Below are 24906 nucleotides of genomic sequence, written 5' to 3'. Positions count from 1 at the left end.
CCGTGCTGTCCATCAGGCCTGCAGGCTGCGGGTCTGATTCTGCTGCTGTTCCAGCTGCTGGTCGCGCTCAAGTGCAAGGCGCTGACCTGCGGCCTGCTGGTCGATGCGCTGGCTGCTCTGTTCCAGCGGTGTGTTCATCGCCACCGCCGTATCCACTGATACGCGAAGGTGGGCCGGGTCACCGCCCTGGCCCTGCACGGCAAAGCTGCGCGAGGCATCGGCATTCATGACCACTTCGTCGATGCGCTTGCCGCCCGCCGCATGCATTTCGGCGGCCAGGCTGCCGGCCAGTTGCGTGCTCATTACGTCTGGTACCCGGCCGACGCGGACGTCCTGCGCGTGCACGCCACGGATCGCGTCGTTGAACAGTGGGTTGCCCACATGGTTGGCGTCGTCCATGCGCAGCATGCTGGTGTGATGGCCGTTCTTCTCCGCTTCGCGGCGTGCCGGCTCACCGGGCTGCAGCGGGCCGCGGATATGGTCGTACAGATCGACCGCGCCGCCCGGAATGCCGCGCGCTGCGCGGGTGACACCACGACGCAGTGATTCAACGTCGTCGCGGTACTCCTCGATCATCCTGGCGTTGTCTTTTGCCAGCTTCTGCGTTTCCGGGTGTTTCAGCACCGAGCCGTCGCCGAGGAAGTTGCCCAGCTTGTGCGCGCCGAACGAACTGCCTGCTGCGACGAGCGGGCTGTCCGGGATAAGGGCGCGCAACGAGTGATTGCTGAAGCCGTTTGCGGCGAGTGTCTTGATCTCATCCGGCTTGGCGTAGATGCGCACCTGGCCGAAGTGCGGGGAGGCCGAGCTGACCGGATCGGAGGCCATGACATGGTTGATCATGGTGTTGCCGCCTTCCGGGATGCGGTAGCTGAGGCTGACCGCGCCATAGGCGTTGAAGGTCTCGCCCTTGACGTTGAAATGGTGCGAGGTGATCTGGGCCAGAGCGCCGCCGAGGGAGTGGCCGGTGACGGTGACTTCGGGTGGGCGCTGTCCGAGATCCTGCCCCTCCTTCTTGGCGTAGGCCAGGGCGCGTTGGGTCAGCGCGATGGCGTCCGGTGCCTGGACGTTGGTGCGGGCGACAACCATGCCACCATCGGTCAGGATCGCATCGCGGGCGATCTGTTCGGTGCCGCGATGTGCGACGACAATTTCATTGGTGTCGACTCGCTGGTAGATCGTTCCCTGATAACCGTTCAATCGATTATCAACGTGCTCGAGGATCTTGTACTCATGCCCGTTGATCGCTACGAGCTCTTCCTTGCCGGGAGCGCGTCGACCGACCGCACGGTCCTTGTACACGTCGTCGGAAATACCCGCATAGTCTTGGCTGCTGAGGCTCATTGGCGGACCTCATTGGCTTCAAGTGAAGCCGAGAACAGCGAATTCTGCAGCTCAGGGCGGAACTTGGTGGGGTCTTCTTGGCCGCTTGCGCCGTAGTCAGGAATCTCGTTCACGCGCGGATAGTCCGAACGAGGATAGTGGCGAGTCTCGGTCTCGCCTTTCACGAATGGCGCTGCTTCAATAAATGAAAGGAAACGCGTCTCGCCCTCGGCCCCCGTCGCCTTCAGCATCGCGCCTGCACCGGTGAACTCCCACTTGCAGACACCGCGACCGTAGTAATCCTCATCCAGCATGCGGTCGATGTATACAGTGCCCCGGTACTCGCCATCAGCGACCTTGCGCAGTTCCACCGGTTCCTGGCTGGTAATCCGTGCAGCCGTGCCGGTGGCCGGCTCGATATAGCCACACTGGTCTTCGTTGGTGACGTCGTACTGCGCGACACCTTCGACCACCGCGAAATCGCCCGGGGCGTCCTTCAGGCGCAGCACCAGTTCATAGGCCTTGCGCGGGCTGGGGTTGAGCTTGGCGAGGCCGCGCCCACCCTGGGCGACATCGGCTTCAGCAGCGGCACGTTCCTGGTTCATGGCGGTCTCCGGATGGCAGGCGGTCAACAGAAGTAGAGCAAGGCACGGAATCATCTTGTGGCGCAATGTCGGCCTCCTGGTGTGTAAGGGTGAATGTGGCACTGGCGGCTCATGGCACGAGCTTCTGCACAGTGGTGGTGGTTGAGAACAGCGCATTGCGCAGCTCTTCGCTGTACCCCGACGGAGCTTCCTCGCCACTGGCGCCAAAGTTGGCGACAGTGTCGGCGCGCGGATAGACAAGGTTCGGGTAATAAAGCGTCAGAGGCGAGTCGTTCTCCATGCGCTTCTTGTCGATGAACGTCAGGAATCGCGTATCCGCCTTGCTGGTCGTGGCGCGCAACATCGCACCGACACCCGTCAGCGTCCAATGGCAGACGCCACGCCCGTAGTAGTCCTCATCCAGCATACGGTCCAGGTAAAACGTACCGCGGTACTCGTTCTCGCTGACCTTGTGCAGGGTGATGGGCTCCTGGCTGGTGATGCGGCCTGCAGTGCCTGTTGCAGGCACGATCCGTCCACAGTCTGCGTAGTTGATGGCGTCATACTGGGCCACGCCCTCAACAACCGCGAACGGGCCTGGCGCGCCCTTCAGTGTCAGCACCAGCTCATAGGCCTGCTTCGGCGCCGGGTTGAGTTTGGCCAGGCCGCGTCCACCCGCGGCGACGTCGCGCTCGGCATCGGCGTAGGGCGAGCATGCCGCCAGCAGGACGAGGGCGACCACTGCCAGCAGCGGCCGTCCCCTGTGTGCGAGGTGCGCTACACCCATGGCCCGATCCTGCATCGTGCGTCCATGTCCGTCTATCCTTCCTGGGTGGCAGGTTTCTCGATTATGGAACGTGCCGGGAGCCCTGTGCCACCCTTGGAGACGGATTTTTGACGCTCCCGGGGCGCGCCGCCGGCAGATCGCTTGCCGCACAGGGCATCCGATCGTCGCGTTGGCTCTGACGCCGACGCAGGTTCGCAGCTGAATCCGTGACCGGAATCGATCATTCACATGTCCATCACTTCATCAAAGGTGTTGTCCTTGAACTGCACGATCCGCCCTGAAACCCGCGAAGACCACGCGGTCATCCACGCACTCACCGAGGCGGCCTTCCGCGAAGCCCCGCACAGCAGCCACACCGAGCAGTTCATTGTGGATGCGCTGCGTTCGCGTGGAGAGTTGAGTCTTTCGCTGGTCGCCGAGAAGGACGGGCAGGTCGTCGGGCACATCGCACTGTCGCCGGTGACGATCAGCGATGGCAGCACCGGCTGGTTCGGCCTCGGGCCAATCTCGGTGCTGCCGGACTGGCAGGGGCAGGGCATCGGTGCGGCGCTGATGCACGCGGCGCTCGGCGCATTGCGTGAGCAGGGGGCACAGGGCTGCGTATTGCTGGGAGAACCCGTGTATTACGGTCGATTCGGATTCCGCGCCGAGCCGGGCCTGGTGCTGCCGGGTGTGCCGCCAGAGTACTTCCAGGCGCTGTGCCTGCGGCCACCGATGGCGCAGGGAGAGGTGCAGTACTCGCCGGCATTCGAGGCCACGGCCTGATGATCGGGGCGGGCCTCGAACATCCGTCGAATGTCAGCCGTTGTACCGGAGATGGATCAGGGGATACGGGCGGCCCTGCGAATCCAGCGGTGAACGTCCGGTTTCGACGAAGCCCATGCGCTGGTAGAAGCCGACGGCCTGCGCGTTCTGTTCGTTGACGTCGGTACTGAGCTGCGGATGCAGGGCCAGCGCGTGCTGCAGCAACTGCCGGCCGATACCGGTGCCGCGTACGTCCGGATCGATGAACAGCGCTTCCATGTGCGTGCCGTCGATCAGCATGAAGCCAAGGGGGCGGTCCTGCGCGTCGACGGCCACGGTCATCGGAGCCTGCGGCAGGAAGCCGGCGACTTCGACATCGATGGCCTGGCGGTCGTCGGCGCTGAGGAAGTTGTGGGTGGCGTCGACGGCGCGGCGCCAGAGGTCGACGAGGGCGGCGCCGTCGTCGGGGCGCGAGGGACGGAGGGTGGTCATGGGTTCACCAAGGTGCTTGCAAAGAGCGCGTAGTATGGCGCGTCCCGACCCAGCGCGCAGGCGTGGATTCATCCGGTGTTGCGATGGCGGATGAAGGGGCTGTAGGCAGTGGCCTCCGCGCGCAGCACCACGCCATCCTCGAAATCGCCGCTGTCGTTGAAGGGCACGGTGGGCCACCGCGGCCATTGCGCCAGGCGTTCGCGGTAGTAGTGGGTTGCTGCAGCCAATGCCTCGTCGTGTGCCTGCACGCGCTCCGCTGCCAGCCCGGAACGCACGCCATGCACCAGATGCGGCTCCAGCACGTCGAAGCCGACGTAGCGCAGGCTGTACATCAAGGGCCACAGCAACAACCGGGTATCTCCCTCGCGGCCGTCGACGGCGCAGGCCCGTGCCGATGAGCCGGTGGTGACGCTCAGCAACGCACGCTTGCCGCGCATCGCGCCGTGCTCGTGGCGCAGGCGGCTGTTGTACATCGGCCCGTAGACCAGCACGCGATCCAGCCAGCCCTTGAGGATTGCCGGCGGCGCGAACCACCACAGCGGGAACTGCAGGATGACCAGATCCGCGGCCTGCAGCAGCTGCAGATGGCGCTGCACATCGGCGGGCAGCCGGCCCTGTTCGGCGCCGTGGCGTTGTTCGCGCTGGGCATCGAAACGGCCGGGCTGCAGGCGACTTGAATGATGGTGGGCCGCTTCCAGCGGATCGAAGCCCTCTGCATACAGGTCGACCACGTCCACCTGCAGCGCGTCATGCCGCAGCTGCTCCGCGGCCTGCGCGGCCAGGTGGGCGTTGAAGGAGCGGGGTTCGGGATGGGCAAGCAGGATCAGGGCGCGCATGGGGCGAGGTGTTCGAGGAGTGTGCGACCATCCTCGCGGCGCCGGTATGCCCCGGCAATTACGCACCTTGAGGTAACCATGGCCTATCCGGGCGATGTCTATGCCGCCGATTGCTCGGCACGCGATGCGCTGGCGCTGATCTCCGGCAAGTGGGTGATGCTGTTGTTGCCGGCGCTGGCGCAGGGCCCGCAACGCAATGGCGCGCTGCTGAGGAAGATCGAAGGCATCTCGCAGAAGGTGTTGACCCAGACCCTGCGGCAGCTGGAGCGCAACGGCCTGGTCGAGCGGTGTGAGCGGGGCAGCAAGCCACTGCATGTGGAATACCGGCTGACCGAGGTCGCACGTGGACTGGTTGACACGCTGTCCGCCCTGGACCGTTGGGCCGAGCACAACTTCCCGGCGCTGGACGCCGCCCGTGAGCGCTTCGACGCACGTTAGCGGCGCCTGCACGGCCGCGGGCGTACAATGCGGCCCCGGCGGCCATCCTGGCCCTGCAGACACGCGAGAACCGCCATGACCGACGCCCTGGGTGTACCGGTGCACGACGCCGATGAACACTGGATGCGCCATGCGCTGGCGCTGGCCGAGCGTGCGCAGCGCGAGTACGACGAGATCCCCGTTGGTGCGGTACTGGTGGGCGCCGATGGCCAGCTGCTGGGCGAGGGCTGGAACCTCAACATCGCCTCGCACGATCCCAGTGCGCACGCCGAGATCGTGGCCATGCGGGCCGGTGGCACGCGGCTGGCCAATCATCGGCTGCTCGGCAGCACCCTGTACGTGACCCTGGAACCGTGCGCGATGTGCGCGATGGCCATCGTGCATGCACGCGTTGCCCGCCTGGTCTACGGCGCCAGCGACCCCAAGACCGGCGCCTGCGGCAGCGTGTTCGACCTGCTGGGCGATGCCCGCCACAACCACCGGGTGGAGATCCACGGTGGGGTGCTGGCCAAGGAGGCCAGCATGCGCCTGACCAATTATTTCCGTGCCAAGCGTGGCAAGCCGCCGCTGCTGCTGGAAGACCATGCCGGCGAGGCCTGAGGGGGCGAACCGGTATGATGGGCGCCTCTTTCCATCACCGGCAGGCCGCGCGCCTGCCCAGCAACGAGGCGACACATGGCGGACAACGGCGCGGCCAACGAGCGACTGATCTGGATCGACCTGGAAATGACCGGGTTGGATACCGACAACGATTCGATCATCGAGATCGCCACCGTGGTTACCGATGCCCAGCTCAACTTGCTGGCCGAAGGGCCGGAATTCGCCATCCACCACCCGCTGGAAACGCTGGAAGCGATGGACGAGTGGAACCGCAACCAGCACCGCCGCTCGGGCCTGTGGCAGCGCGTGGTGGACAGCACCACCACCCTGGGCCAGGCCGAGGCGCAGACGGTGAACTTCCTGGCGCAGTGGATCCCGGCCGGCCTGTCGCCGATGTGCGGCAACTCGATCTGCCAGGATCGCCGCTTCCTGCACCGCCAGATGCCGCGACTGGAGAAGTACTTCCACTACCGCAACCTGGACGTGTCCACGGTGAAGGAACTGGCCAAGCGCTGGGCGCCGAGCGTGGCCGCCGGCGTCGGCAAGAACAGCAACCACACCGCGCTGAGCGACGTGCACGATTCGATCGCTGAGCTGCGCCACTACCGCCAGTTCATGGGCGCGCTGTCGGGGCTGCCGGTTGCCTGAACAACGACGCCGGGCATGGCCCGGCGCTATCGGATGACACGCCAACGGGTAGTGCCGGCCGCTGGCCGGCAAGGCGCCGGGGTCGGATCCCTTTCCTGCGGAAAGGGCTCTGCCCCCTCTGTCGTACCCCGCGACGAACCGTTCAACTTCCTGGCGCTAAGATCGGCGCCATGAACGAGCCGATCCTGCTCCCCCGCGACATCGCCCATGACGCCCGCGACTGGTCCGACCTGCAGCGCGCGGTGGCCCTGCTGGAAGCGCCGACCCTGACCGCGCGCATGGCCAACCTGGTCGGCACGCCGCTGGAGTTCGCGGTGAAGGCGCTGCCCAGCTCGGTCTCCAACCGCATCCACGGCGCTGTGCAGGCGGCGCTGAGCAAATCGGCGCAGGCCGCGCTGTGGAGCATGGACAACACCCCCGGCAAGGGGGCGTCCACCCGCTGGCACAAACTGGCGGCGGCCACCTCGGGCGCGGTCGGTGGGGCCTTCGGCTTCGCGGCCTTGTTCATCGAGCTGCCGGTGTCGACCACCATCATGATGCGTGCGGTGGCCGACGTGGCCCGCAGCGAGGGCTTCGACCTGTCCGAGTTCAGCACCCGCCAGGCGTGCCTGGAGGTGTTCGCGTTGGGCGGCAACTCGCCGCGCGATGATGCCAGCGAGACCGGCTACTACCTGGCCCGCGGCTTCACCACGGATGTGATGCGCCACCTGTCGGCCGAGCTGGCCGGGCGCGTGGTGACCGGCCGCGACCTGACCCTGGGTGTGGCACCGAAGGAGGCCGGCAAGCTGCTGGCGAAGATGGTGGAGAAGGTGGCGGCGCGCTTCGGCGTGGTGGTTACCGAGAAATTTGCCGCACAGGCGGTGCCGATCGTCGGTGCGGCCGCGGGTGCAACACTGAATACCATGTTCACCGATTACTACCAGGACATGGCGCGTGGTCACTTCATCGTACGCCGGCTGGAGCTGAAGTACGGGGAAGACGTGGTGCGCGCCTGTTATGACCGCGTGGCGTATGGCGGAGTACTGATCGAACCCACGCTGTAACCGGCTTCGGGGTCAGAGCCCTTTGCGCTGCAAAGGGATCCGACCCCGGTTGCGCGCGGGGTCGGATCCCGTTCCGCAGGAAGGGGCTCTGCCCCCCGGCCGGTCATCCTTGCCTTGGGGGAACAATTGTTTTGCCAGTGCATGCCTGTTGCCTGGCAGCTGGCATCCCCATCCTTTGCGGCAGTCCCCCCCGCAAGAGATCGCCGCCATGTTGTTCACTCCCCACCGCTTGGGCGCCTTGACCCTGCCCAACCGCATCGTGATGCCGCCGATGACCCGCTCGCGTGCCGCCGACGGCAACGTCGCCACCGCGGACATGGCCGCCTACTACGCCCAACGCGCCAGTGCTGGCCTGATCGTCAGCGAAGGCACCCAGATCAGCCCGCAGGGCCAGGGCTATGCCTGGACCCCGGGCATCCACAGCCCGGAACAGGTGCAGGGCTGGCGCCGGGTGACCGATGCGGTGCACGCCGCTGGCGGCCGCATCTATGCCCAGCTGTGGCATGTGGGCCGGGTCTCGCATGTGGCCCTGCAGCCGGGTGGTGCCGCCCCGGTGTCGTCGTCGGCGCTGCTGGCCGAAGGCGTGAAAGTGTTTGTCGACCCTGCAGGCGCTGGCCCGGAAGCGGGCGTAGGCGAGATGATCCAGCACTCGATGCCGCGCGCGCTGCGCGAAGACGAGATTCCGGGCATCGTCGCCGACTATGCACAGGCCACCCGCAATGCACTGGCCGCCGGCTTCGATGGCGTGGAGCTGCACGGGGCCAATGGCTACCTGATCAACCAGTTCATCGACTCGCAGGCCAACCGGCGCACCGACGGCTATGGCGGCGCGTTGCAGAACCGGCTGCGGTTCCTGCGCGAGGTCGTGCAGGCGGTGACGGCCGTAGCCGGTGGTGACCGCGTCGGTGTCCGTCTGGCGCCGCTGACGACGTTGCAGGGCGCGGTGGACGATACGCCACAGGCGACCTATCTGGCCGCGGCGCACCTGCTGGGTGAGCTGGGCGTGGGCTACCTGCACATCGCCGAAGCCGACTGGGACGATGCACCGTTGATGCCGGTGGCGTTCAAGCAGGCGCTGCGCATGGTCTACCCGGGCACGCTGATCTACGCCGGCAAGTACACCGCCCAACGCGCCGAGCAGGCACTGGCTGAAGGCTGGGCTGACCTGATCGGCTTCGGTCGCCCGTTCATCGCCAACCCGGACCTGCCGGAGCGACTGCGTACCGGTGCGGCGCTGAATCCGCCGGATCGTGCGACATTCTTTGGCGGTGGCGCGGCGGGCTTCACCGATTATCCGACGCTGGAAGAGAGCGTCGCGGCCTGATCCTGGACGCTGCCGGCCAGCGGCCGGCACTACCAGTGGGCGAGGGGTAGTGCCGGCCGCTGGCCGGCATTCCGATGTCGTATCGCCGATGGGGGGGTGCCGACCGTTGGTCGGCACTACCGGCATGGATCAGGGCTTGTCGCGCACCAGCGCGTCAGCCTCTATCACGCCGCCATCCTTTCCATGCAGGTACAGGTGCATGTCCTGCTGCGGGTACGGGATGTTGATGCCGGCCTTGTCAAAGCCCAGCTTCAGCTGCTCCAGCAGCGTGACCTTGGTACCGAACCAGTCGGCCGACTTCACGTAGCAGCGGATGCCGAGGTTGATGGCGTGCGCGCCCAGCTCATACACCACCACGTCCGGTGCCGGTGTCTGCAGCACGCGTGGGTCGGCCTTCATCAACGCCAGCGCGGTATCGCGCGCCAGCTGGATGTTGTCTTCATAGCCGATGCCGATCACCAGTTCGACGCGGCGGGTCGGTTCGGCGGTGAGGTTGATGATCGGTGCAGCGGTGATCAATGTGTTCGGAATGGTGGTGTGCTGGTTGTCGGCACCGGTGATGACGGTCTGGAAGATGCGCACTTCACGCACCGTGCCGGTCTGTCCAGCCACGGTGACCACATCGCCCACGCGGAACGGTCGCAGCGTCACCAGCATCACGCCCGAGGCGATGTTGGACAGCGAATCCTTCAATGCCAGGCCGACGGCCAGGCCAGCGGTACCGAGCACGGCCAGCAGCGGGGTGATCTGCACGCCCAGCGTGCCGATCGCCAGCACCACCACGATCACAAGCGATGCGGCATACACCACGTTGCGCAGGAAGCTGCCCAGCATCGGGTCCACGCCCATGCGAGCCGTAGCGCGCGGCATCGCGTTGGACAGGCGCCGTGCCACCCACAGGCCCACCAGCAGCACCACGATCGCGGCCAGCAACGGTACGCCGTAGGTTTCCAGCAGGCGCTCCCAGTTGAGCGAGTGGAACCAGGGCGTTGCGGCGGGGGCGGGTCGGGCGGCGGCGATCATGCGGGAGTTCCTTTGCTGCTGAGGGACAGGCGCGAGGTGCGCGTGGCGTGCACGGACGCCAGAAACAGCAAGCCCCGCAGAGGCGGGGCTTGCGTGCGGCAGCAGTATGTGCGGACGTCGATGAAAGCGACGTCAGCCCATTACGGCATCAGCCGTTGGCCTTCAGCTTGGCCAGGCGCAGCCAGGTATCGACCACGGTGTCCGGGTTCAGCGACACCGACTCGATGCCTTCCTGCATCAGCCATTCGGCCAGATCCGGGTGATCGGACGGGCCCTGGCCGCAGATGCCGACGTACTTGCCCTTGGCGCGTGCGGCCTTGATCGCCATCGACAGCAGCTTCTTCACTGCCGGGTTCCGTTCGTCGAACAGGTGCGCGACGATCGACGAGTCGCGGTCCAGGCCCAGGCTGAGCTGGGTCAGGTCGTTGGAGCCGATCGAGAAGCCGTCGAAGATCTCCAGGAACTCATCGGCGAGCAGTGCGTTGGACGGCACTTCGCACATCATGATGATCTTCAGGCCGTTCTCGCCCTGCTTCAGGCCGTTCTGTTCCAGCACCTCGACGACCTTGCGGCCTTCTTCCAGGGTGCGCACGAACGGAATCATGACCCACAGGTTGTCCAGGCCCATTTCGTTGCGCACGCGCAGCACGGCCTTGCACTCCAGCGCGAAGGCGGCCGAGAAGCTCGGGTCGACGTAACGGCTGGCGCCGCGGAAGCCGATCATCGGGTTTTCTTCGTGCGGCTCGTAGTTGCTGCCGCCGATCAGGTTGGCGTACTCGTTGGACTTGAAGTCCGACAGGCGCACGATCACCGGGTTCGGTGCAACCGAGGCGGTGAGCGTGGCGATGCCTTCGGCCAGGCGGTCCACGTAGAAGCTGACCGGATCACCGTAGCCGGCGATCTTCTCGTCGATCTTCTTCTTCGTTGCCGCATCCTGGCGGTCGTATTCCAGCAGCGCGTTCGGGTGGATGCCGATGTGGCTGGCGATGATCATTTCCAGGCGGGCCAGGCCGATGCCGGCGTTCGGCAGCTGGCCGAAGTCGAAGGCACGTTCCGGGTTGGCCACGTTCATCATGATCTTCAGCGGTGCCGGCGGCATGTTGCCCAGATCGGTGGTGGTGCGCTCGAAGCCGAGCTTTCCTTCGTAGATGAAGCCGGTATCACCTTCAGCGCAGCTGACGGTGACCAGCTGGCCATCTTCGATCACCTTGGTGGCGTTGCCCGAACCGACCACGGCCGGCACGCCCAGCTCGCGCGCGATGATCGCGGCGTGGCAGGTACGGCCGCCACGGTTGGTGACGATGGCCGAAGCGCGCTTCATCACCGGTTCCCAGTCGGGATCGGTCATGTCGGCGATCAGTACGTCGCCCGGCTGCACGCGGTTCATGTCGTCCAGCGTCTTCACCACGCGGGCCACGCCCGAGCCGATCTTGGCGCCGACGGCGCGGCCTTCGGCCAGCACGTTGCCGCCCTTTTCGGTCAGCGCGAAGCGCTCGATCTGGGTGGCGTGGCTGCGCGACTTCACCGTTTCCGGGCGCGCCTGCACGATGAACAGCTTGCCGCTGACGCCGTCCTTGGCCCACTCGATGTCCATCGGGCGGCCGTAGTGCTTTTCGATGACCAGCGCCTGCTTGGACAGTTCCTGCACGTCCTCGTCGCTGATCGAGAAGGTGTTGCGCAGTTCGACCGGGGTATCTTCGATCTTGACGCGCTCACCCGGAACATCCGAATACACCATGCGGATCGCCTTGCTGCCGAGCGAGCGGCGCAGGATCGCCGGCTTGCCGGCCTGCAGGGTGGGCTTGTAGACGTAGTACTCGTCGGGATTGACCGCGCCCTGCACGACCATTTCGCCCAGGCCGAACGAAGAGGTGACGAACACCACGTCGCGGAAGCCGGACTCGGTGTCCAGGGTGAACAGCACGCCGGACGAACCGACGCCCGAACGCACCATCAGCTGCACGCCGGCGGACAGGAACACGTCCTCATGCTTGAAGCCGTGGTGCACGCGGTAGGCGATGGCGCGGTCGTTGTACAGCGAGGCGAACACTTCCTTGACCTTGTGCACGACGTCGTCGGCACCGGTGACGTTGAGGAAGGTTTCCTGCTGGCCGGCGAAGGAGGCATCCGGCAGATCCTCGGCGGTGGCCGAGGAACGCACGGCCACGGCCACATCGCCGCCGCCGTTGTCGGCGCTCAGCTTGGCGTAAGCGGTGCGGATGTCCTGGTCCAGCTGCGGCTGCAGCGGCGCATCGATCACCCAGCTGCGGATTTCCTTGCCGGCGGCGGTCAGCGCGTTGACGTCCTCGACGTCCAGCGTGGCCAGCCTGTCGAAGATGCGCTTGGACAGATCGTTGTGCGCAATGAAGTCCTTGAAGGCTTCAGCGGTGGTGGCATAACCGCCCGGCACCGAAACGCCCAGACCGGCCAGGTTGCCGATCATCTCGCCCAGCGACGAATTCTTGCCGCCTACGCGGGCCAGATCGGCCAGACGCAGTTCGTGCAACCACAGGATGTTCTCGTTCAAGCGCGATGCTCCGTTTGGCCATCGCCCGAGGCGGGCTGAGTGGCCGCGTCCGTAGGAAGAAGCCGATATGATGCCGGGCAGAGCACCGTCGGCACAAGCTTGTGCTGGCGGCCTTTTTAAGCTTCGTAGGGGGTAAAAGCGCGCATGTCGACCATCCGTCCGGTGTTCTACGTTTCCGATGGAACCGGTATCACCGCTGAAACCATTGGGCATAGCCTGCTGACCCAGTTCTCCGGGTTCAGCTTCATTACCGACCGCATGTCGTTTGTCGACGACCCCGAAAAAGCGCGTGAAGCCTGTGCCCGGATCCAGGCAGCAGGGGAGCGCTACCAGGTCCGGCCGATCGTGGTGAACTCCTGCGTGGACCAGAGCCTGAGCCTGATCCTGGCCGACAGCGGGGCGCTGATGCTGGATGTGTTCGCGCCGTTCATCGAGCCGCTGGAGCGTGAACTGGCCAGCCCGCGCCTGGCCCGGGTCGGCCAGGCCCACGGCATGGTCGATTTCGATACCTACCACCGTCGCATCAACGCGATGAACTTCGCCCTGACCCATGACGACGGCATCGCGGTGAACTACGACGATGCCGACGTGATCCTGGTGGCGGTGTCGCGCGCGGGCAAGACGCCGACCTGCATCTACCTGGCCCTGCATTACGGGGTACGCGCGGCCAACTACCCGCTGACCGACGAAGACCTGGAAAGCGATCGCCTGCCGCCGCGACTGCGCAATTACCGGCGCAAGCTGTTCGGCCTGACCATCGATCCGGACCGGCTGCAGCAGATCCGCCAGGAGCGCCGTCCGAACTCGCGCTACGCCAACCTGGAGACCTGCAAGCGCGAGGTGGCTGCGGCCGAGACCATGTTCCGCATGGAGCGGATCCCGACCCTGAGCACCACGCATACCTCGATCGAGGAGATTTCCAGCAAGGTGCTGGCGACGCTGGGGCTGCAGCGCGAGCTGTATTGATCCGTTCCGGCGCGCTGCACTTCGCCCTGTAGAGCCGAGCCCACGCTCGGCTGGGCCGCCGGGTTCTTCCCGAACAGCAGCCGAGCATGGGCTCGGCTCTACACGGGGATCGTCGCTGACGGGTTGGCTGTGGCTTGAGGCGCCCCCACGTTGAAGCACCAACGTGTAGGATCGACCCATGGCCCAAGCCTCGCCCCGCACCGAACGCATTCCCCGCCTGAGCCGGCTGAGCTGGCTCATGGGCCTGTACGCGGAGAACTACCGTCATCTGGTGCGCCTGTTCGAACCGGCCGGACTGGTGGCGGGCAGCTACATTTCCTCGATCGGCGACGGCCTGGACGTACGCCTGGACGTGATCGAGTGCCACCGCTACACGGTGGAACTGCGCCTGACCTACGACCTGGCTGACCCGGTCACCGGTGAGCCGGATCCCTCGGCGTATGTGCGCCTTTACCGTGACGCACGCCAGGCCGAGACCACCCATTGTTACGTCGGCCGCCGCTGGCAGGACACGATGGGCCTGTACCCGCCGCCGGCCGAGCTGATCAGCCACCGCATGCGGATGAACACCTTCCTCGGCAAGTGGCTGGAATACCTGGCTGAGCGCGGTCACGGCGTGGCCACCCTGCGCCGCGATCCCGATGGCGCAGGCACACCCGCCGAGCGCCGCCTGTCGCTGGTGCGCTGATCGGCCATAATCCACGGCTGACCTGCCGCTGGATGCCGCCCATGCCGTACACCCCGATCGTCGCCACCCTGGGCTACGTGCTGTCGCCTGATCGTCGCCAGGTGCTGATGATCCATCGCAACACCCGTCCGGGTGACCACCACCTGGGCAAGTACAACGGGCTGGGCGGCAAGATCGAAGCGGACGAGGACGTGGCAGCCAGCATGCGTCGCGAGATCGCCGAGGAGGCCGGCATCGACTGCACCGGCATGCGCCTGCGCGGCACCCTCAGCTGGCCGGGCTTCGGCAAGCACGGTGAAGACTGGCTGGGCTTCGTGTTCGTCATCGACACTTTCGAAGGCACCCCGCACGGCGGCAACCATGAAGGCACGCTGGAGTGGGTGGACCTGGACAAGCTGGACACGCTGCCGATGTGGGAGGGCGACCGCAACTTCCTGCCGCTGGTGTTCGACGCCGACCCGCGCCCGTTCCACGGCGTGATGCCGTACAAGGACGGCCGCATGGTCAGTTGGTCCTACAGCCGGCTGTGAGGTGACGAATCGGGTGGGTGCCAACCTTGGTTGGCACGCTCTTCTGGCGAATTAATACCCGGGCAATATTGACTCCCGCAAATTACCCGGGCATTATTCGCGCACCGCTTCTGATGCCATTGCCATGCCTGTGTCCCGACTTCCTCCCTTCAGCTGTTTCAACGGCCATCGCCTGGTCGCTTCCGGTACCCCGGAAGTGGCAGCGCTGGCGTTGAAACAGTTGCGTGCCGAGAACGCAGCCGGTCCGCTGCTGGTGTTCGACAACGCCAGCGGGCGAACCCGCGATTTCGACACGCGCGGCAGCGACACAGAGCTGCTGGCGCGGGTGACCGAAGCGTTTCCCTCCGCCGTGGAGGCGGATGCCGACGTCACTACCGGAGAGGCGCCCGCAACCCCGCGTGGCCGTGGCCGCCCCCGACTGGGCGTGGTCGCCCGCGAAGTGACGCTGCTGCCGCGGCATTGGGCGTGGTTGGCCGAACAGCCGGGTGGGGCCTCGGTGGTGCTGCGCAGGCTGGTGGAAGCGGCCATCCGTGCCGGTGCCGACGAGGACCGGCAGCGCCGCCACAGCGAGCGTACCTATCACTTCCTGCAGGCCATCGCCGGTGACCTGCCGGGCTTCGAGGAGGCCATTCGGGTGCTGTTCGCGCATGACCGCGCGGGCCTGGAAGCGGCGCTGCATTCCTGGCCCAGGGATGTGCGCGACCACGCCCTGCGCCTGGCGTTCGAAGACGCTGACGGCTGAGCCATCGCGCCGTTGCTGAGCGACGGCGTCATCTGATCGCGGGCCGCGGCCCGCTTCCCCTGTGCTTGCTTTGCTGGCGGAAACGCCGGGCAGGGCGGCGCCTTGCCCAGAGAATCCCATGAGTCCCCCTGTACATCCGACACCTCCGGCAGCACCCTCGCTGTGGCGCACCTACCTGACGCTGCTGCTGCCGATGCTGCTGACCAATGCGTTGCAGCTGGCCGCAGGCACGCTGGACAACATCTATCTCGGCCACCTGCTTGGCACACAGGCGGTGGCTGCGGCCGCGGCGTTCTTCCCGGTCTTTTTCCTGCTGCTGGCCCTGGTGATGGGCCTGGCCACGGGCGCGATGGTGCTGATCGGCCAGGCCTGGGGCGCGGGCCGCCCGCAACAGGCGCGCGCGGTGGCCGGCAGCGCGGTGGCGCTGATCCTGCTGTTGTCGGTGCTGGTGATGGCCCTGGGCGGCGGTTTCGCGGCACAGCTGCTGGCGGCACTGGGCACGCCGGCAGCGATCCTCGGCGAGTCCATCGTGTACGCGCGCGTGCTGTTGCTGGCGGCTCCGGTGTTCTTCCTGCTGTGGCTGGCCACTGCCGTGAGCCGCGCGGTGGGCGATGCAAAGACGCCGCTGCAGGCGCTGCTGCTGGCCACGGTGGTCGGCCTGCTGTGCACGCCGCTGCTGATCCTGGGCTGGGCCGGCCTGCCGCGGCTGGGGTCGGCCAGTGCGGCTGTATCGGCGGCGTTTGCCTCATTGTTGGCCTTGGGCTGGTTGCTGTGGCGCTGGCAGCGGGTAGGACATCCCCTGGCACCAGGGCGCGAGCTGTTGCGTGCCATCCGTTTCGATGGCGCGCTCATCCGCGCGATGCTGCGCATCGGCGTACCGTCTTCGCTGCAGATGCTCAGCCTGGCCATTGCCGAGATCGTATTGCTGGGCTGGATCAACCGCTACGGCTACACGGCCACGGCGGCCTACGGTGCGGTCAACCAGTTGATGAGCTGGGTGCAGCTGCCGGCCATGTCACTGGGCATTACCGCCACCATCCTTGCGGCGCATGCGATGGGCGCGGGGCGTACGGCACGGCTGCCGGCCATCGCCCGCACCGGCGTGCTGCTTGGACTGGCGATGCTGAGTGCAGTGGTGCTGCTGGTGATGGCGCTTGCGCCCTGGCTGACCGGCCTGATCCTGGTGGCTGCCGAAGCGCGTGAACTGGCGACGCTGCAGTTGCGCACGGTGGCATGGGGCGTGCTGGCGATGGGCGGCAGCACCGTGCTGGTAGGGGTGATGCGCGGCAGTGGCACGGTATGGCGGCCAGCGCTGCTGGGCATGGCGGCGGTATTGCTGCTGGAGCTGCCGCTGGCGATGTGGATGCAGGCGCAGCACGGGCTGGCCGGCGTGTGGTGGGCGTGGCCGCTGGGGTTGCTGGCGATGCTGGTGATGCAGGTGTTCTGTTTCGAGCGCTGGCGGCGGGTGCAGGCTGGGTAGTGCCGGCCGCTGGCCGGCAACGCGGAACGGTCGGGGCAGCCGGCCAGCGGCCGGCTCTGCCACTTCAGGGCCGCTGCGCCAGCGGCAGGTGGAAGCATCCGGCATCATCGCCGCCCGTCACCAGGAATCGGACGCGGCGGCGGCGGGCCCGCCGGTGACCATAGCGCCGACTCTGCGGCTTGGGAAGTAGGGAAACCCCGCGGAAGAGTGATGAGGAAATGTCCACCGTCGCAGTCGGTGAGATCTGGTTGTCCACAGGGGGTGTGGATTACGCGTGGGCAACTTTGTGGATAAGCCCCGACAGGCGCCACCCCCCTAGGCTGTCAAGATGGGTGGCGAAAAATTCACCGCCGGTGACGACGGGTGAGGGGGCGGTGAAGGATCGGCTGAGCCAGCGCTGTCGCCAGCAGCGGCGCTCGCGGTAACCTGTGGGCCTTGATGCTCCGTGAGACCCCATGAAACGTCACTTCTCGATGCTGCGCGAATTCCAGCTGGCCGACTGGTTCACCCTGGCCAATGCTTTCTGCGGCACCGGTGCGGTCTTTGCCGCGATGCGCTTCCTGCAGGACGGCGAGCGCGGCTATCTGCTGTTCGGCATGGCGCTGATCCCGCTGGCCTTCATCTTCGACGCCCTCGACGGGCGCATCGCGCGCTGGCGCAAGTCCAGCTCCACCCTGGGCCGCGAGCTCGACTCGCTGTCCGACGTGATCTCCTTCGGCGTGGCGCCGGCGGCGCTGGCCTATGCCTGCGGCATGCAGGGCGGATGGGACTGGCTGGTGCTGAGCTACTTCGTCTGCTGCGGCGTCAGCCGCCTGGCACGCTACAACGTCACTGCCGAGGCGCTCGCCGGCGACGAGGGCAAGGTCACGTATTTCGAGGGCACCCCGATCCCGACCAGCCTGGTGCTGGTGATCGTACTGGCGATTGCCGCCGGCACCGATGCCATCGGCCAGAACATCTGGTTCGGCCAGTGGCAGATCGGCCCGTGGCAGCTGCACCCGATGGTGCTGTTGTTCGCCCTGTCCGGGTCGCTGATGATCAGCAAGACCCTGCGTATTCCCAAGCCATGAGCCAGCCCTGCGGAGGCCTGCGATGACCAGCTCGGCCCACGACACCGGCAGCAGCGATTTCGAAACCCTGGCCCGGCAGTATTTCGGCGCCTGGGGCGATGCCCTGCGCCATGCGAGCACGCCCGGCGCACCCGCCGGTGACGATCCCGGCAGTTGGCAGCGGTTGTTCGACTGGTGGGGCCAGCTGTTGCCCGAGCAGGCGCAGGGCGCGCCGGAAGATGCCGTGCGCCGGTTCCGCGAACAGGCGGGCAGCTGGTACGGCACCATGCAGGAGGTCGCCGCACGGTTTGCGGGCCGCGACGCCAGCAGTGCCGATGTGGCCCAAGCCTGGCGTGAGGCGGTGCAGGGGCAGGGCGACGGCATGCTCCAGTGGATGCTGCAGGGCGCCCGTGGCAGCACGCACGCCGGCGCCGCGGTACCCGAATTCGCCGCCTGGCTGCAGCAGTTCCAGCTGCAGGCGGGCCCGTGGCTGCAGAGCCCGGCATTCGGCCCCGGCCGCGAGCACCAGGCGCGCTGGCAGGCCCTGCTGCGTGCGCAGGAGGAATACCAGCAGCATTCGCGCGCCTATGTCGATCAGATCAAGCAGGCACTGGACGAAGCCTTTGCGCTGTTCGAGCAGCGCCTGGCCGAGCACGAACAGCCCGGCAGCCAGCTGACCAGCGCCCGCGCGATGTTCGACCTGTGGATCGAAGTTGCCGAGGAGGCCTACGCCAAGGTCGCCATGTCCGAACCGTTCCAGCAGGTGTACGCCTCGCTGGGCAACGCGCAGATGCGCCTGCGCGCCGGCCTGCAGCGGGAGGTGGAACAGATGAGTGAACGGATCGGCCTGCCCACCCGCAGCGAGATGGATGCCGCACACCGCCGCATCGCCGAGCTGGAGCGCAGCCTGCGCCGCCTGCAGGCGCAGGTGGCTGTGCTGGCCGGAACCGCTGAGGTCGATCCGGTGGCGCAGCCGGCGCCGGCGAAGGTGAAGCCAACTGCGCGCAAGGCCGCGAAGAAGGCCGCGCCGGCAAAGAAGGCGCCTGCGAAGAGGACATCTGCGAAGAAGGCATCTGCGAAGAAGGCCGCACCTCGCGCTTCCGCTCGGGCGCGTGACCGATGAAGGGACCATTGGGCTTCAACGCCGATGACCTGATGCAGGAGAGCCTGGCCATGCAGCGCAAGCTGATGGAAGGGCTGAAGCTGCTGCCGCAGGTGGAAGACGTGGACTATGGCGTGACCGCGCGCGAGGAAGTCTGGCGCGACGGCAAGGTGGTGCTGTATCGCTTCGTCGGTGAGCAGGCGCCGACCCGGCGCACGCCGCTGCTGATCGTCTACGCGCTGGTCAACCGGCCGTACATGGTCGACCTGCAGGCCGACCGTTCGCTGGTGCAGAAGCTGCTGGCGCTGGGCCAGGACGTGTACGTGCTGGACTGGGGCTACCCGGACCGGTCCGAACGCTTCCAGACCCTGGAGGACTACCTGCTGCGCTACATCGACGGAGCGGTCGATGCGCTGCGCGTGCGCAGTGGTGGCCCGGTCGACCTGCTCGGCATCTGCCAGGGCGGCGTGTTCGCACTCTGCTACGCAGCGTTGCGCCAACAGAAGCTGGGCAAGCTGATCACCATGGTCACCCCGGTCGATTTCCAGACCGCCGACAACATGCTCTCGCACTGGGCGCGGCAGGTGGACGTGGACCTGCTGGTCGATACGCTGGGCAACATCCCGGCCGACCTGATGAACGCCAGCTACCTGATGCTCAAGCCGTTCCGCCTGAACGTGCAGAAGTACGTCGGCCTGCTCGACATCCTCGATGACAAGGCGGCGCTGGAGGACTTCCTGCGCATGGAGAAGTGGATCTTCGATTCGCCGGACCTGGCGGGCGAGGCCTTCCGCGATTTCATCAAGCAGTTCTACCAGGCCAATGGCCTGATGAAGGGCACGGTAAGGATCGGCGAGGAAGCAGTGGACCTGTCGCAGGTGACGCTGCCGGTGCTGAACATCTACGCCGAGCAGGATCATCTGGTGCCGCCGGACGCCTCGCGCGCGATGCGCGGGCGCCTGGGCACGGACGACTACACCGAGTCCAGCTTCCGCGGTGGCCATATCGGCATCTACGTGTCCGGGCGCGCGCAGCGCGAAGTGCCGGCCACGATCGATGGTTGGCTGAAAGCGCGCGACCTGTAGAGTCGAGCCCTGCTCGACTGACTTGGAGGGATGATGACGTACCGGGTTTTGTTGATTCTTGCGGTACTGCTGGCAGCGCCCCTTGCCCAGGCCGCACCCAGTGCGGATGCACGGCGGGAGATCGCCCAGTTGATCGCCAGCCTGGACGGCTCCCAGTGCCGGTTCCAGCGCAATGGCAGCTGGTACGACGGCGGCGATGCGCGCGCGCATCTGCAGCGCAAGTACGACTATCTGCTGAAGAAGGACATGGTGGACAGCGCCGAGCAGTTCATCGAGCGCGCCGCCAGCCAGAGCAGCATGAGCGGCAAACCCTATCGCATCCAGTGCCCGGGGCAGCCTGAACAGACCGCAGCCGCCTGGTTCGGTGCGCGCCTGCAGGCGCTGCGTCACCGCACGCCGTAGACATGGGCAGGGTGTAGAGTCGAGCCACGCTCGACTGCCCTGTCCGTTGCCCGGAGCCGCCGCCATGAACACCACGCCCAAGACACTGTCGCGTTCATTGAACGACCGCATGATCGCCGGCGTGATGGGTGGCATTGCCCATCGCTTCGGCTGGAATGCCACCCTTCTGCGGGTGGTCTACGTGCTGCTGTCGCTGGCCTCGGCGGCCTTCCCCGGCATCCTGGTCTACCTGATCCTGTGGCTGCTGATGCCGAACGAGGCCGATTGAACACCGCCTCCCGGCCTTGGCCGATCTGGCTGCGCGCGCTGCAGGTGCTGGGCGCAGTGTGGACCCTGCCCAACACCCTGATCGGCCTGATGGGTGGGCTGGCCGGCATGCTCGGCGGCGCGACATTGCGCTGGAGCCGGCGTGACTGCGCGCTGGTGTTCGACCGCTGGCCGTGGGGGCCGGGTGGGGCGATCACCTTGGGCAATGTGATCCTGCACACGGGCCACGATCTTGGCATTTCCTGCCGGACCTACGCGCATCAGGCGGGGTGGGGCGTGGAGCCGCTGATCCGGCTGGACGACCATGAGCGTGCGCATGTCTACCAGTACATGGTGCTGGGGCCGCTGTACCTGCCGGTGTACCTGCTGTGTGGCGGGGTGAGTGCGCGCAATCCGTTCGAGCGGGCGGCCGATCATTTCGCCCGGTTCGGGCACGGCTGGTGGCCGTAGTTTCCAGCCAACGGCACCGCCCCTCGTCGCTTGGTCGCGGAATGCCTGCTTCCTGGGGGCTGGCCGGGTGGGTGGGGCCAGCGCGGACGCCGTGAACCCATCCATGGGGGCTTGGCCGCGGCTTGCACGTGTGCGCTGTCCTGCGCACACGGCAAGACCGGGGTTGGGCGTCCTGCCCAACCCGTCGGGCGCATGCGCCCGACCCATGCCGCGGATACCCCGCCACCCCCACCCACCCGGCCGCTGACAGATTCCGTGCGCGTCCAGCCACGGAAGAGATAAAGAACAGCAAAAGCGGGTCGCGCGCTGCGCTTGCTCGTGTAGAGCCGAGCCTGCGCTCGGTATCGCGGACTGGCCTGAAAGCAGCCGAGCGTGGGCTCGGCTCTACAAAAAGCGGCCAGCCAAGCTGTTTTTGCTTTTGATCTTCTTTTTTCTTTTCCGTGGGTGAACGTGCCCGAAAAACTGTCAGGGGCCGGTCGGGGTGGGTTCGCGGGACCGTTGGCGCCATGGATGGCGCCATCGAGCCCCCATGGACGGGTTTACGGCGTGTCCCGCGAACCCACCCCGACCGACCTACTCACATGAAGCGCATTTCGCGACCACCCACGAGGGCTTCGCCGTCGGCGGGAACGGCCCTGGATTCGTTAGCCGGAAGTTAAAGATCCGTAAGCATTCTGCTGCGATCCCGCAGTCATCTGCATGCAACCGATCGTCATTAGCCTTCGTGACGTTCCAGTCAGGTTCGACGCGGTAAGCTCTCCCCCGATGAGCTCGCAGCATCGCTCATCGAGTGCAGTACGCAGTAGCAATTTGGAGGAATACATCACATGGCAATCGTTCTTTATGTCGGTGGTAGCAAGGATGGCGAGAAGGGCGTGGTGCCCTACGGCTTCAGCAAATCCCGCGCCGACACCGCGCTGGGGCCGGAGTTCTACACGGAGCGGTTCATGGAACTGCAGGGTGTCGGCAAGGTCCGCCTGATGGCCCTGGAAGGCATGCGTGACGAGATCGTCATGCAGCGCGCCGCCCGCCACTACCGCTGACCTACGCAACACGCGGCAGGGCGCGCCCACCATCGCGCGCCCGCGCCGGCATCCCAGCCCCGGGCCAGTCCGGGCCCGCTCTTTGCCAGGATGCCGGCGTCCACTCCGGCTACGGCGCTGAACCTCGTCCCCTGTCAATGCCTTGTCCGGCTCCGTCGTCGGTTGCCAGAATGGGGTCTTCCCGTAACGCGGCTCAGACCTGAAGCAATGCACGACGCCAAGAACGCCCAGAGCGCGCTCGCCCAGCAGATCGCCCAGACCATCGCCGACGAGATCGGTGCCCAGTCCGCCCAGGTACGCGCCGCCGTCGGCCTGCTCGACGAGGGCGCCAGCGTTCCGTTCATCGCACGCTACCGCAAGGAAGTGACCGGTGGCCTGGACGACACCCAGCTGCGCAACCTGGAAACCCGGCTGACCTACCTGCGCGAGCTGGAGGACCGCCGTGCGGCGGTGCTGGCCAGCATCGGCGAGCAGGGCAAGCTCAGCGACGAGCTGCGCAATGACATCCTGGCCGCCGATACCAAGAGCCGGCTGGAAGACCTGTACCTGCCGTACAAGCCCAAGCGCCGTACCCGCGCCCAGATCGCCCGCGAGGCCGGTCTGGAGCCGCTGGCCGATGGCCTGCTGGCCGATCCGACGCAGGACCCGCAGACGTTCGCGGCCACCTTCGTCGATACCGACAAGGGTGTGGCCGACACCAAGGCCGCGTTGGAAGGCGCCCGCGCGATCCTGATGGAGCGCTGGGGCGAAGATGCCGCGTTGGTTGGCGAGCTGCGCACCTGGCTGGGCGAGACCGGCGTGATCCGTGCCCGCGTGGCCGAGGGCAAGGAAACCGAAGGCGCCAAGTACCACGACTATTTCGAACACGCCGAATCTCTGGCGAAGATTCCCTCGCACCGGTTGCTGGCGCTGTTCCGCGCGCGCCGCGAAGAGATCCTGTTCCTGGAACTGGACCCGGGCAGCGATGCCGAAGCGGGCCACCAGTACGCCGAGGCTCGGGTGGCACGCAAGGCCGGTATCGCCGACCAGGGTCGTGCTGCCGACCGCTGGCTGCTGGATGCCTGCCGCCTGACCTGGCGCGCCAAGCTGCACACCCATCTTCTGCTGGACCTGTTCAACCAGGCCCGCGAAAAGGCCGAAGCCGAAGCCATCGCGGTGTTCGGCGACAACCTGAAGGACCTGCTGCTGGCCGCACCGGCCGGCCCGAAGACTGTGCTGGGCCTGGACCCTGGCATCCGTACTGGCTGCAAAATTGCCGTGGTCGATGCCACCGGCAAGCTGGTCGCCACCGACACCATCTACCCGCACGAACCGCGCCGTCAGTGGGAGCAGTCGGTGCAGACGATCAAGCAGCTGTGCGCCAAGCACAACGTGGAGCTGATCGCGATCGGCAATGGCACCGCCAGCCGCGAAACCGACAAGCTGGCCGGCGAAGCGATCAAGGCTGCCGCCAACCCGAAGCTGCAGAAGGTCGTGGTCAGCGAGGCGGGCGCCTCGGTGTACTCGGCCTCCGAGTTCGCGGCCAAGGAGTTCCCGGGGCTGGACGTGTCGCTGCGTGGCGCGGTATCGATCGCTCGTCGCCTGCAGGACCCGCTGGCCGAACTGGTCAAGATCGAACCCAAGGCGATCGGTGTCGGCCAGTACCAGCACGACGTGGACCAGTACCGCCTGGCGCGGGCGCTGGACGCGCGCGTGGAGGACTGCGTGAACGCGGTCGGCGTGTATGTCAACACCGCCTCGGCCGCGCTGCTGTCCCGGGTGTCCGGCCTGTCGGCCACGGTGGCCGAGAACATCGTGCGCCATCGCGACGACAACGGCCCGTTCAAGTGCCGCAAGGACCTGCTGAAGGTCGCGCGCCTGGGCGAGAAGACCTTCGAGCAGTGCGCCGGCTTCCTGCGCATCGCCGATGGCGACCAGCCGCTGGACGCCTCGGCGGTACACCCCGAAGCCTATCCGGTGGTTGAGCGCATCGTGGCCAGCACCGCGCGCCCGATCAAGGCGCTGATCGGTGACGGCAGCTTCCTGCGTGGCCTGAAGGCAGAACAGTTCACCGACGACACCTTTGGCGTCCCGACCGTGCGCGACATCCTGAAGGAACTGGAAAAGCCGGGCCGCGACCCGCGCCCGGAGTTCAAGGCGGCGCGCTTCGCCGAGGGCGTCGAGGACATCAAGGACCTGCGCGAGGGCATGGTGCTGGAGGGCGTGGTCAGCAACGTGGCCGCCTTCGGGGCCTTTGTCGATATCGGCGTGCACCAGGACGGCCTGATCCACATCTCGGCGCTCGCCGATACCTTCGTGAAGGACCCGCGCGACGTGGTCAAGGCCGGTGACATCGTCAAGGTGAAGGTGCTGGAGGTGGACGTGGCGCGCAAGCGCATCGCCCTGACCCGGCGCCTGGACGATACCCCGGGCCAGGCCACCAGCCGCCCGGGCCAGCGCGATGAGCGGGGCCAGGGCCAAGGGCCGCGCCGTGACGCTGGCGGCCAGAACCGTGGACCGAACCGCGGCCAGGGCGCTGGCGGCCGTCCGGCCCAGTCTGCGCCGCCGGCCAACAATGCCCTGGCCGAAGCCTTTGCCCGGGCCAAGCGCAGCTGAGGATCGTGCCCCCCGTCACGGTTGATCCGGGGCGGGGGGCTTGTCGGTTTTCCCGGTGATTGCGCACACTTGCGCCTGAGGGGGGCGTTTGGCCTCCCCGCTGTCGCTGGGGAGGACCATGACGCCAGCACGACCCGCCGT

26 protein-coding genes are annotated in these 24906 nt (G+C 66.7%); 19 read left to right on the top strand and 7 right to left on the bottom strand.

Features of this window, described 5'->3' with window-relative positions:
- Window positions 1-12: 12 nt before the first annotated feature.
- Genes AC5P98_RS11705 through AC5P98_RS11695 form a run of 3 tightly spaced genes read right to left on the bottom strand, consistent with a single transcriptional unit; the run spans window position 13 to window position 2691 of the window.
- Window positions 13-1341: an XVIPCD domain-containing protein gene (locus AC5P98_RS11705; RefSeq protein WP_049408125.1), complete on the bottom strand. Its 1329-nt coding sequence runs from the start codon at window positions 1339-1341 to the stop codon at window positions 13-15.
- The gene (locus tag AC5P98_RS11700; RefSeq protein ID WP_014647564.1) at window positions 1338-1991 is read right to left on the bottom strand and encodes a hypothetical protein; all 654 of its coding nucleotides are present in this window, start codon (window positions 1989-1991) and stop codon (window positions 1338-1340) included. The genes AC5P98_RS11705 and AC5P98_RS11700 overlap by 4 nt, the downstream gene beginning before the upstream one ends.
- Before the next feature lie 43 nt (window positions 1992-2034).
- Window positions 2035-2691 carry a hypothetical protein gene (locus AC5P98_RS11695; protein ID WP_049408122.1) on the bottom strand — a complete coding sequence of 219 codons (657 nt, stop codon included), beginning with the start codon at window positions 2689-2691 and terminating at the stop codon, window positions 2035-2037.
- Between the two features lie 258 nt (window positions 2692-2949).
- Between AC5P98_RS11695 and AC5P98_RS11690 the strand changes: the two genes are divergently transcribed.
- Complete coding sequence (locus AC5P98_RS11690) at window positions 2950-3456, top strand: GNAT family N-acetyltransferase (RefSeq protein ID WP_049419048.1); 507 nt, start codon at window positions 2950-2952, stop codon at window positions 3454-3456.
- Between the two features lie 33 nt (window positions 3457-3489).
- Here AC5P98_RS11690 and AC5P98_RS11685 read toward each other — a convergent pair whose 3' ends face one another.
- Together AC5P98_RS11685 and AC5P98_RS11680 are read right to left on the bottom strand one after the other, a co-directional pair.
- A complete protein-coding gene (locus tag AC5P98_RS11685; RefSeq protein ID WP_049408117.1) occupies window positions 3490-3927 on the bottom strand; it encodes an acetyltransferase in 438 nt (145 codons plus the stop codon).
- Window positions 3928-3995: 68 nt separating this feature from the next.
- Window positions 3996-4763, bottom strand: coding sequence for an NAD(P)H-dependent oxidoreductase (locus AC5P98_RS11680; protein WP_046431296.1), 768 nt, complete (start codon window positions 4761-4763; stop codon window positions 3996-3998).
- 78 nt (window positions 4764-4841) lie between these two features.
- Here AC5P98_RS11680 and AC5P98_RS11675 point away from each other — a divergent pair, with 78 nt between their 5' ends.
- The 5 genes from AC5P98_RS11675 (at window position 4842) to AC5P98_RS11655 (ending at window position 8816) form a co-directional block, all read left to right on the top strand.
- On the top strand, window positions 4842-5201 hold the full coding sequence (locus AC5P98_RS11675) for a winged helix-turn-helix transcriptional regulator (RefSeq protein ID WP_032961582.1): 360 nt from the start codon (window positions 4842-4844) through the stop codon (window positions 5199-5201).
- Between the two features lie 75 nt (window positions 5202-5276).
- Window positions 5277-5801 (top strand): tRNA adenosine(34) deaminase TadA, encoded by a 525-nt coding sequence (gene tadA, locus AC5P98_RS11670; protein WP_014647558.1) that lies wholly within the window; start codon window positions 5277-5279, stop codon window positions 5799-5801.
- A 75-nt stretch (window positions 5802-5876) separates the two neighbouring features.
- The gene (orn, locus tag AC5P98_RS11665; protein WP_049408115.1) at window positions 5877-6449 is read left to right on the top strand and encodes an oligoribonuclease; all 573 of its coding nucleotides are present in this window, start codon (window positions 5877-5879) and stop codon (window positions 6447-6449) included.
- A 170-nt stretch (window positions 6450-6619) separates the two neighbouring features.
- Window positions 6620-7492 carry an EcsC family protein gene (locus AC5P98_RS11660; RefSeq protein WP_049408113.1) on the top strand — a complete coding sequence of 291 codons (873 nt, stop codon included), beginning with the start codon at window positions 6620-6622 and terminating at the stop codon, window positions 7490-7492.
- 208 nt (window positions 7493-7700) lie between these two features.
- On the top strand, window positions 7701-8816 hold the full coding sequence (locus AC5P98_RS11655; RefSeq protein WP_100450272.1) for an alkene reductase: 1116 nt from the start codon (window positions 7701-7703) through the stop codon (window positions 8814-8816).
- A gap of 129 nt (window positions 8817-8945) precedes the next feature.
- Here AC5P98_RS11655 and AC5P98_RS11650 read toward each other — a convergent pair whose 3' ends face one another.
- Window positions 8946-9839, bottom strand: a complete 894-nt coding sequence (locus AC5P98_RS11650) for a mechanosensitive ion channel family protein (protein WP_049408109.1) — start codon at window positions 9837-9839, stop codon at window positions 8946-8948.
- 148 nt (window positions 9840-9987) lie between these two features.
- Window positions 9988-12366 (bottom strand): phosphoenolpyruvate synthase, encoded by a 2379-nt coding sequence (ppsA, locus tag AC5P98_RS11645; RefSeq protein ID WP_032956111.1) that lies wholly within the window; start codon window positions 12364-12366, stop codon window positions 9988-9990.
- A 144-nt stretch (window positions 12367-12510) separates the two neighbouring features.
- Here ppsA and ppsR point away from each other — a divergent pair, with 144 nt between their 5' ends.
- The 13 genes from ppsR (at window position 12511) to AC5P98_RS11580 (ending at window position 24765) form a co-directional block, all read left to right on the top strand.
- A complete protein-coding gene (gene ppsR / locus AC5P98_RS11640) occupies window positions 12511-13332 on the top strand; it encodes a posphoenolpyruvate synthetase regulatory kinase/phosphorylase PpsR (RefSeq protein ID WP_014647552.1) in 822 nt (273 codons plus the stop codon).
- A gap of 178 nt (window positions 13333-13510) precedes the next feature.
- A complete protein-coding gene (locus tag AC5P98_RS11635; protein WP_032956108.1) occupies window positions 13511-14020 on the top strand; it encodes a DUF1249 domain-containing protein in 510 nt (169 codons plus the stop codon).
- Between the two features lie 41 nt (window positions 14021-14061).
- Window positions 14062-14550: an NUDIX hydrolase gene (locus AC5P98_RS11630; RefSeq protein WP_014647550.1), complete on the top strand. Its 489-nt coding sequence runs from the start codon at window positions 14062-14064 to the stop codon at window positions 14548-14550.
- Between the two features lie 124 nt (window positions 14551-14674).
- Window positions 14675-15292 (top strand): DUF2239 family protein, encoded by a 618-nt coding sequence (locus AC5P98_RS11625; RefSeq protein WP_478443651.1) that lies wholly within the window; start codon window positions 14675-14677, stop codon window positions 15290-15292.
- Between the two features lie 118 nt (window positions 15293-15410).
- Window positions 15411-16772 carry an MATE family efflux transporter gene (locus tag AC5P98_RS11620; RefSeq protein ID WP_495230035.1) on the top strand — a complete coding sequence of 454 codons (1362 nt, stop codon included), beginning with the start codon at window positions 15411-15413 and terminating at the stop codon, window positions 16770-16772.
- Between the two features lie 455 nt (window positions 16773-17227).
- Entirely contained in the window at window positions 17228-17842 is a 615-nt protein-coding gene (locus AC5P98_RS11615) for a CDP-alcohol phosphatidyltransferase family protein (RefSeq protein WP_014647547.1), read from the top strand.
- 22 nt (window positions 17843-17864) lie between these two features.
- On the top strand, window positions 17865-18944 hold the full coding sequence (phaE, locus tag AC5P98_RS11610; protein ID WP_478443649.1) for a class III poly(R)-hydroxyalkanoic acid synthase subunit PhaE: 1080 nt from the start codon (window positions 17865-17867) through the stop codon (window positions 18942-18944).
- Window positions 18941-20008, top strand: a complete 1068-nt coding sequence (gene phaC, locus AC5P98_RS11605; RefSeq protein WP_046431281.1) for a class III poly(R)-hydroxyalkanoic acid synthase subunit PhaC — start codon at window positions 18941-18943, stop codon at window positions 20006-20008. Before phaE ends, phaC begins: the two co-directional genes overlap by 4 nt.
- Window positions 20009-20041: 33 nt before the next feature.
- Complete coding sequence (locus tag AC5P98_RS11600) at window positions 20042-20410, top strand: YfeK family protein (RefSeq protein WP_032956112.1); 369 nt, start codon at window positions 20042-20044, stop codon at window positions 20408-20410.
- A 64-nt stretch (window positions 20411-20474) separates the two neighbouring features.
- Window positions 20475-20678 carry a PspC domain-containing protein gene (locus AC5P98_RS11595; RefSeq protein WP_014647543.1) on the top strand — a complete coding sequence of 68 codons (204 nt, stop codon included), beginning with the start codon at window positions 20475-20477 and terminating at the stop codon, window positions 20676-20678.
- Window positions 20675-21127, top strand: coding sequence for a hypothetical protein (locus AC5P98_RS11590; RefSeq protein WP_049408098.1), 453 nt, complete (start codon window positions 20675-20677; stop codon window positions 21125-21127). Before AC5P98_RS11595 ends, AC5P98_RS11590 begins: the two co-directional genes overlap by 4 nt.
- Window positions 21128-21954: 827 nt before the next feature.
- On the top strand, window positions 21955-22170 hold the full coding sequence (locus AC5P98_RS11585) for a hypothetical protein (RefSeq protein WP_005410085.1): 216 nt from the start codon (window positions 21955-21957) through the stop codon (window positions 22168-22170).
- 207 nt (window positions 22171-22377) lie between these two features.
- Window positions 22378-24765, top strand: coding sequence for a Tex family protein (locus AC5P98_RS11580; RefSeq protein ID WP_495230034.1), 2388 nt, complete (start codon window positions 22378-22380; stop codon window positions 24763-24765).
- Window positions 24766-24906 lie beyond the last annotated feature (141 nt).

This window comes from Stenotrophomonas sp. YJH_SMC_135 (assembly GCF_059372355.1).
The sequence above is the reverse complement of the archived record's forward strand: the minus strand, read 5'-3'. Positions and strand labels throughout refer to the sequence as shown.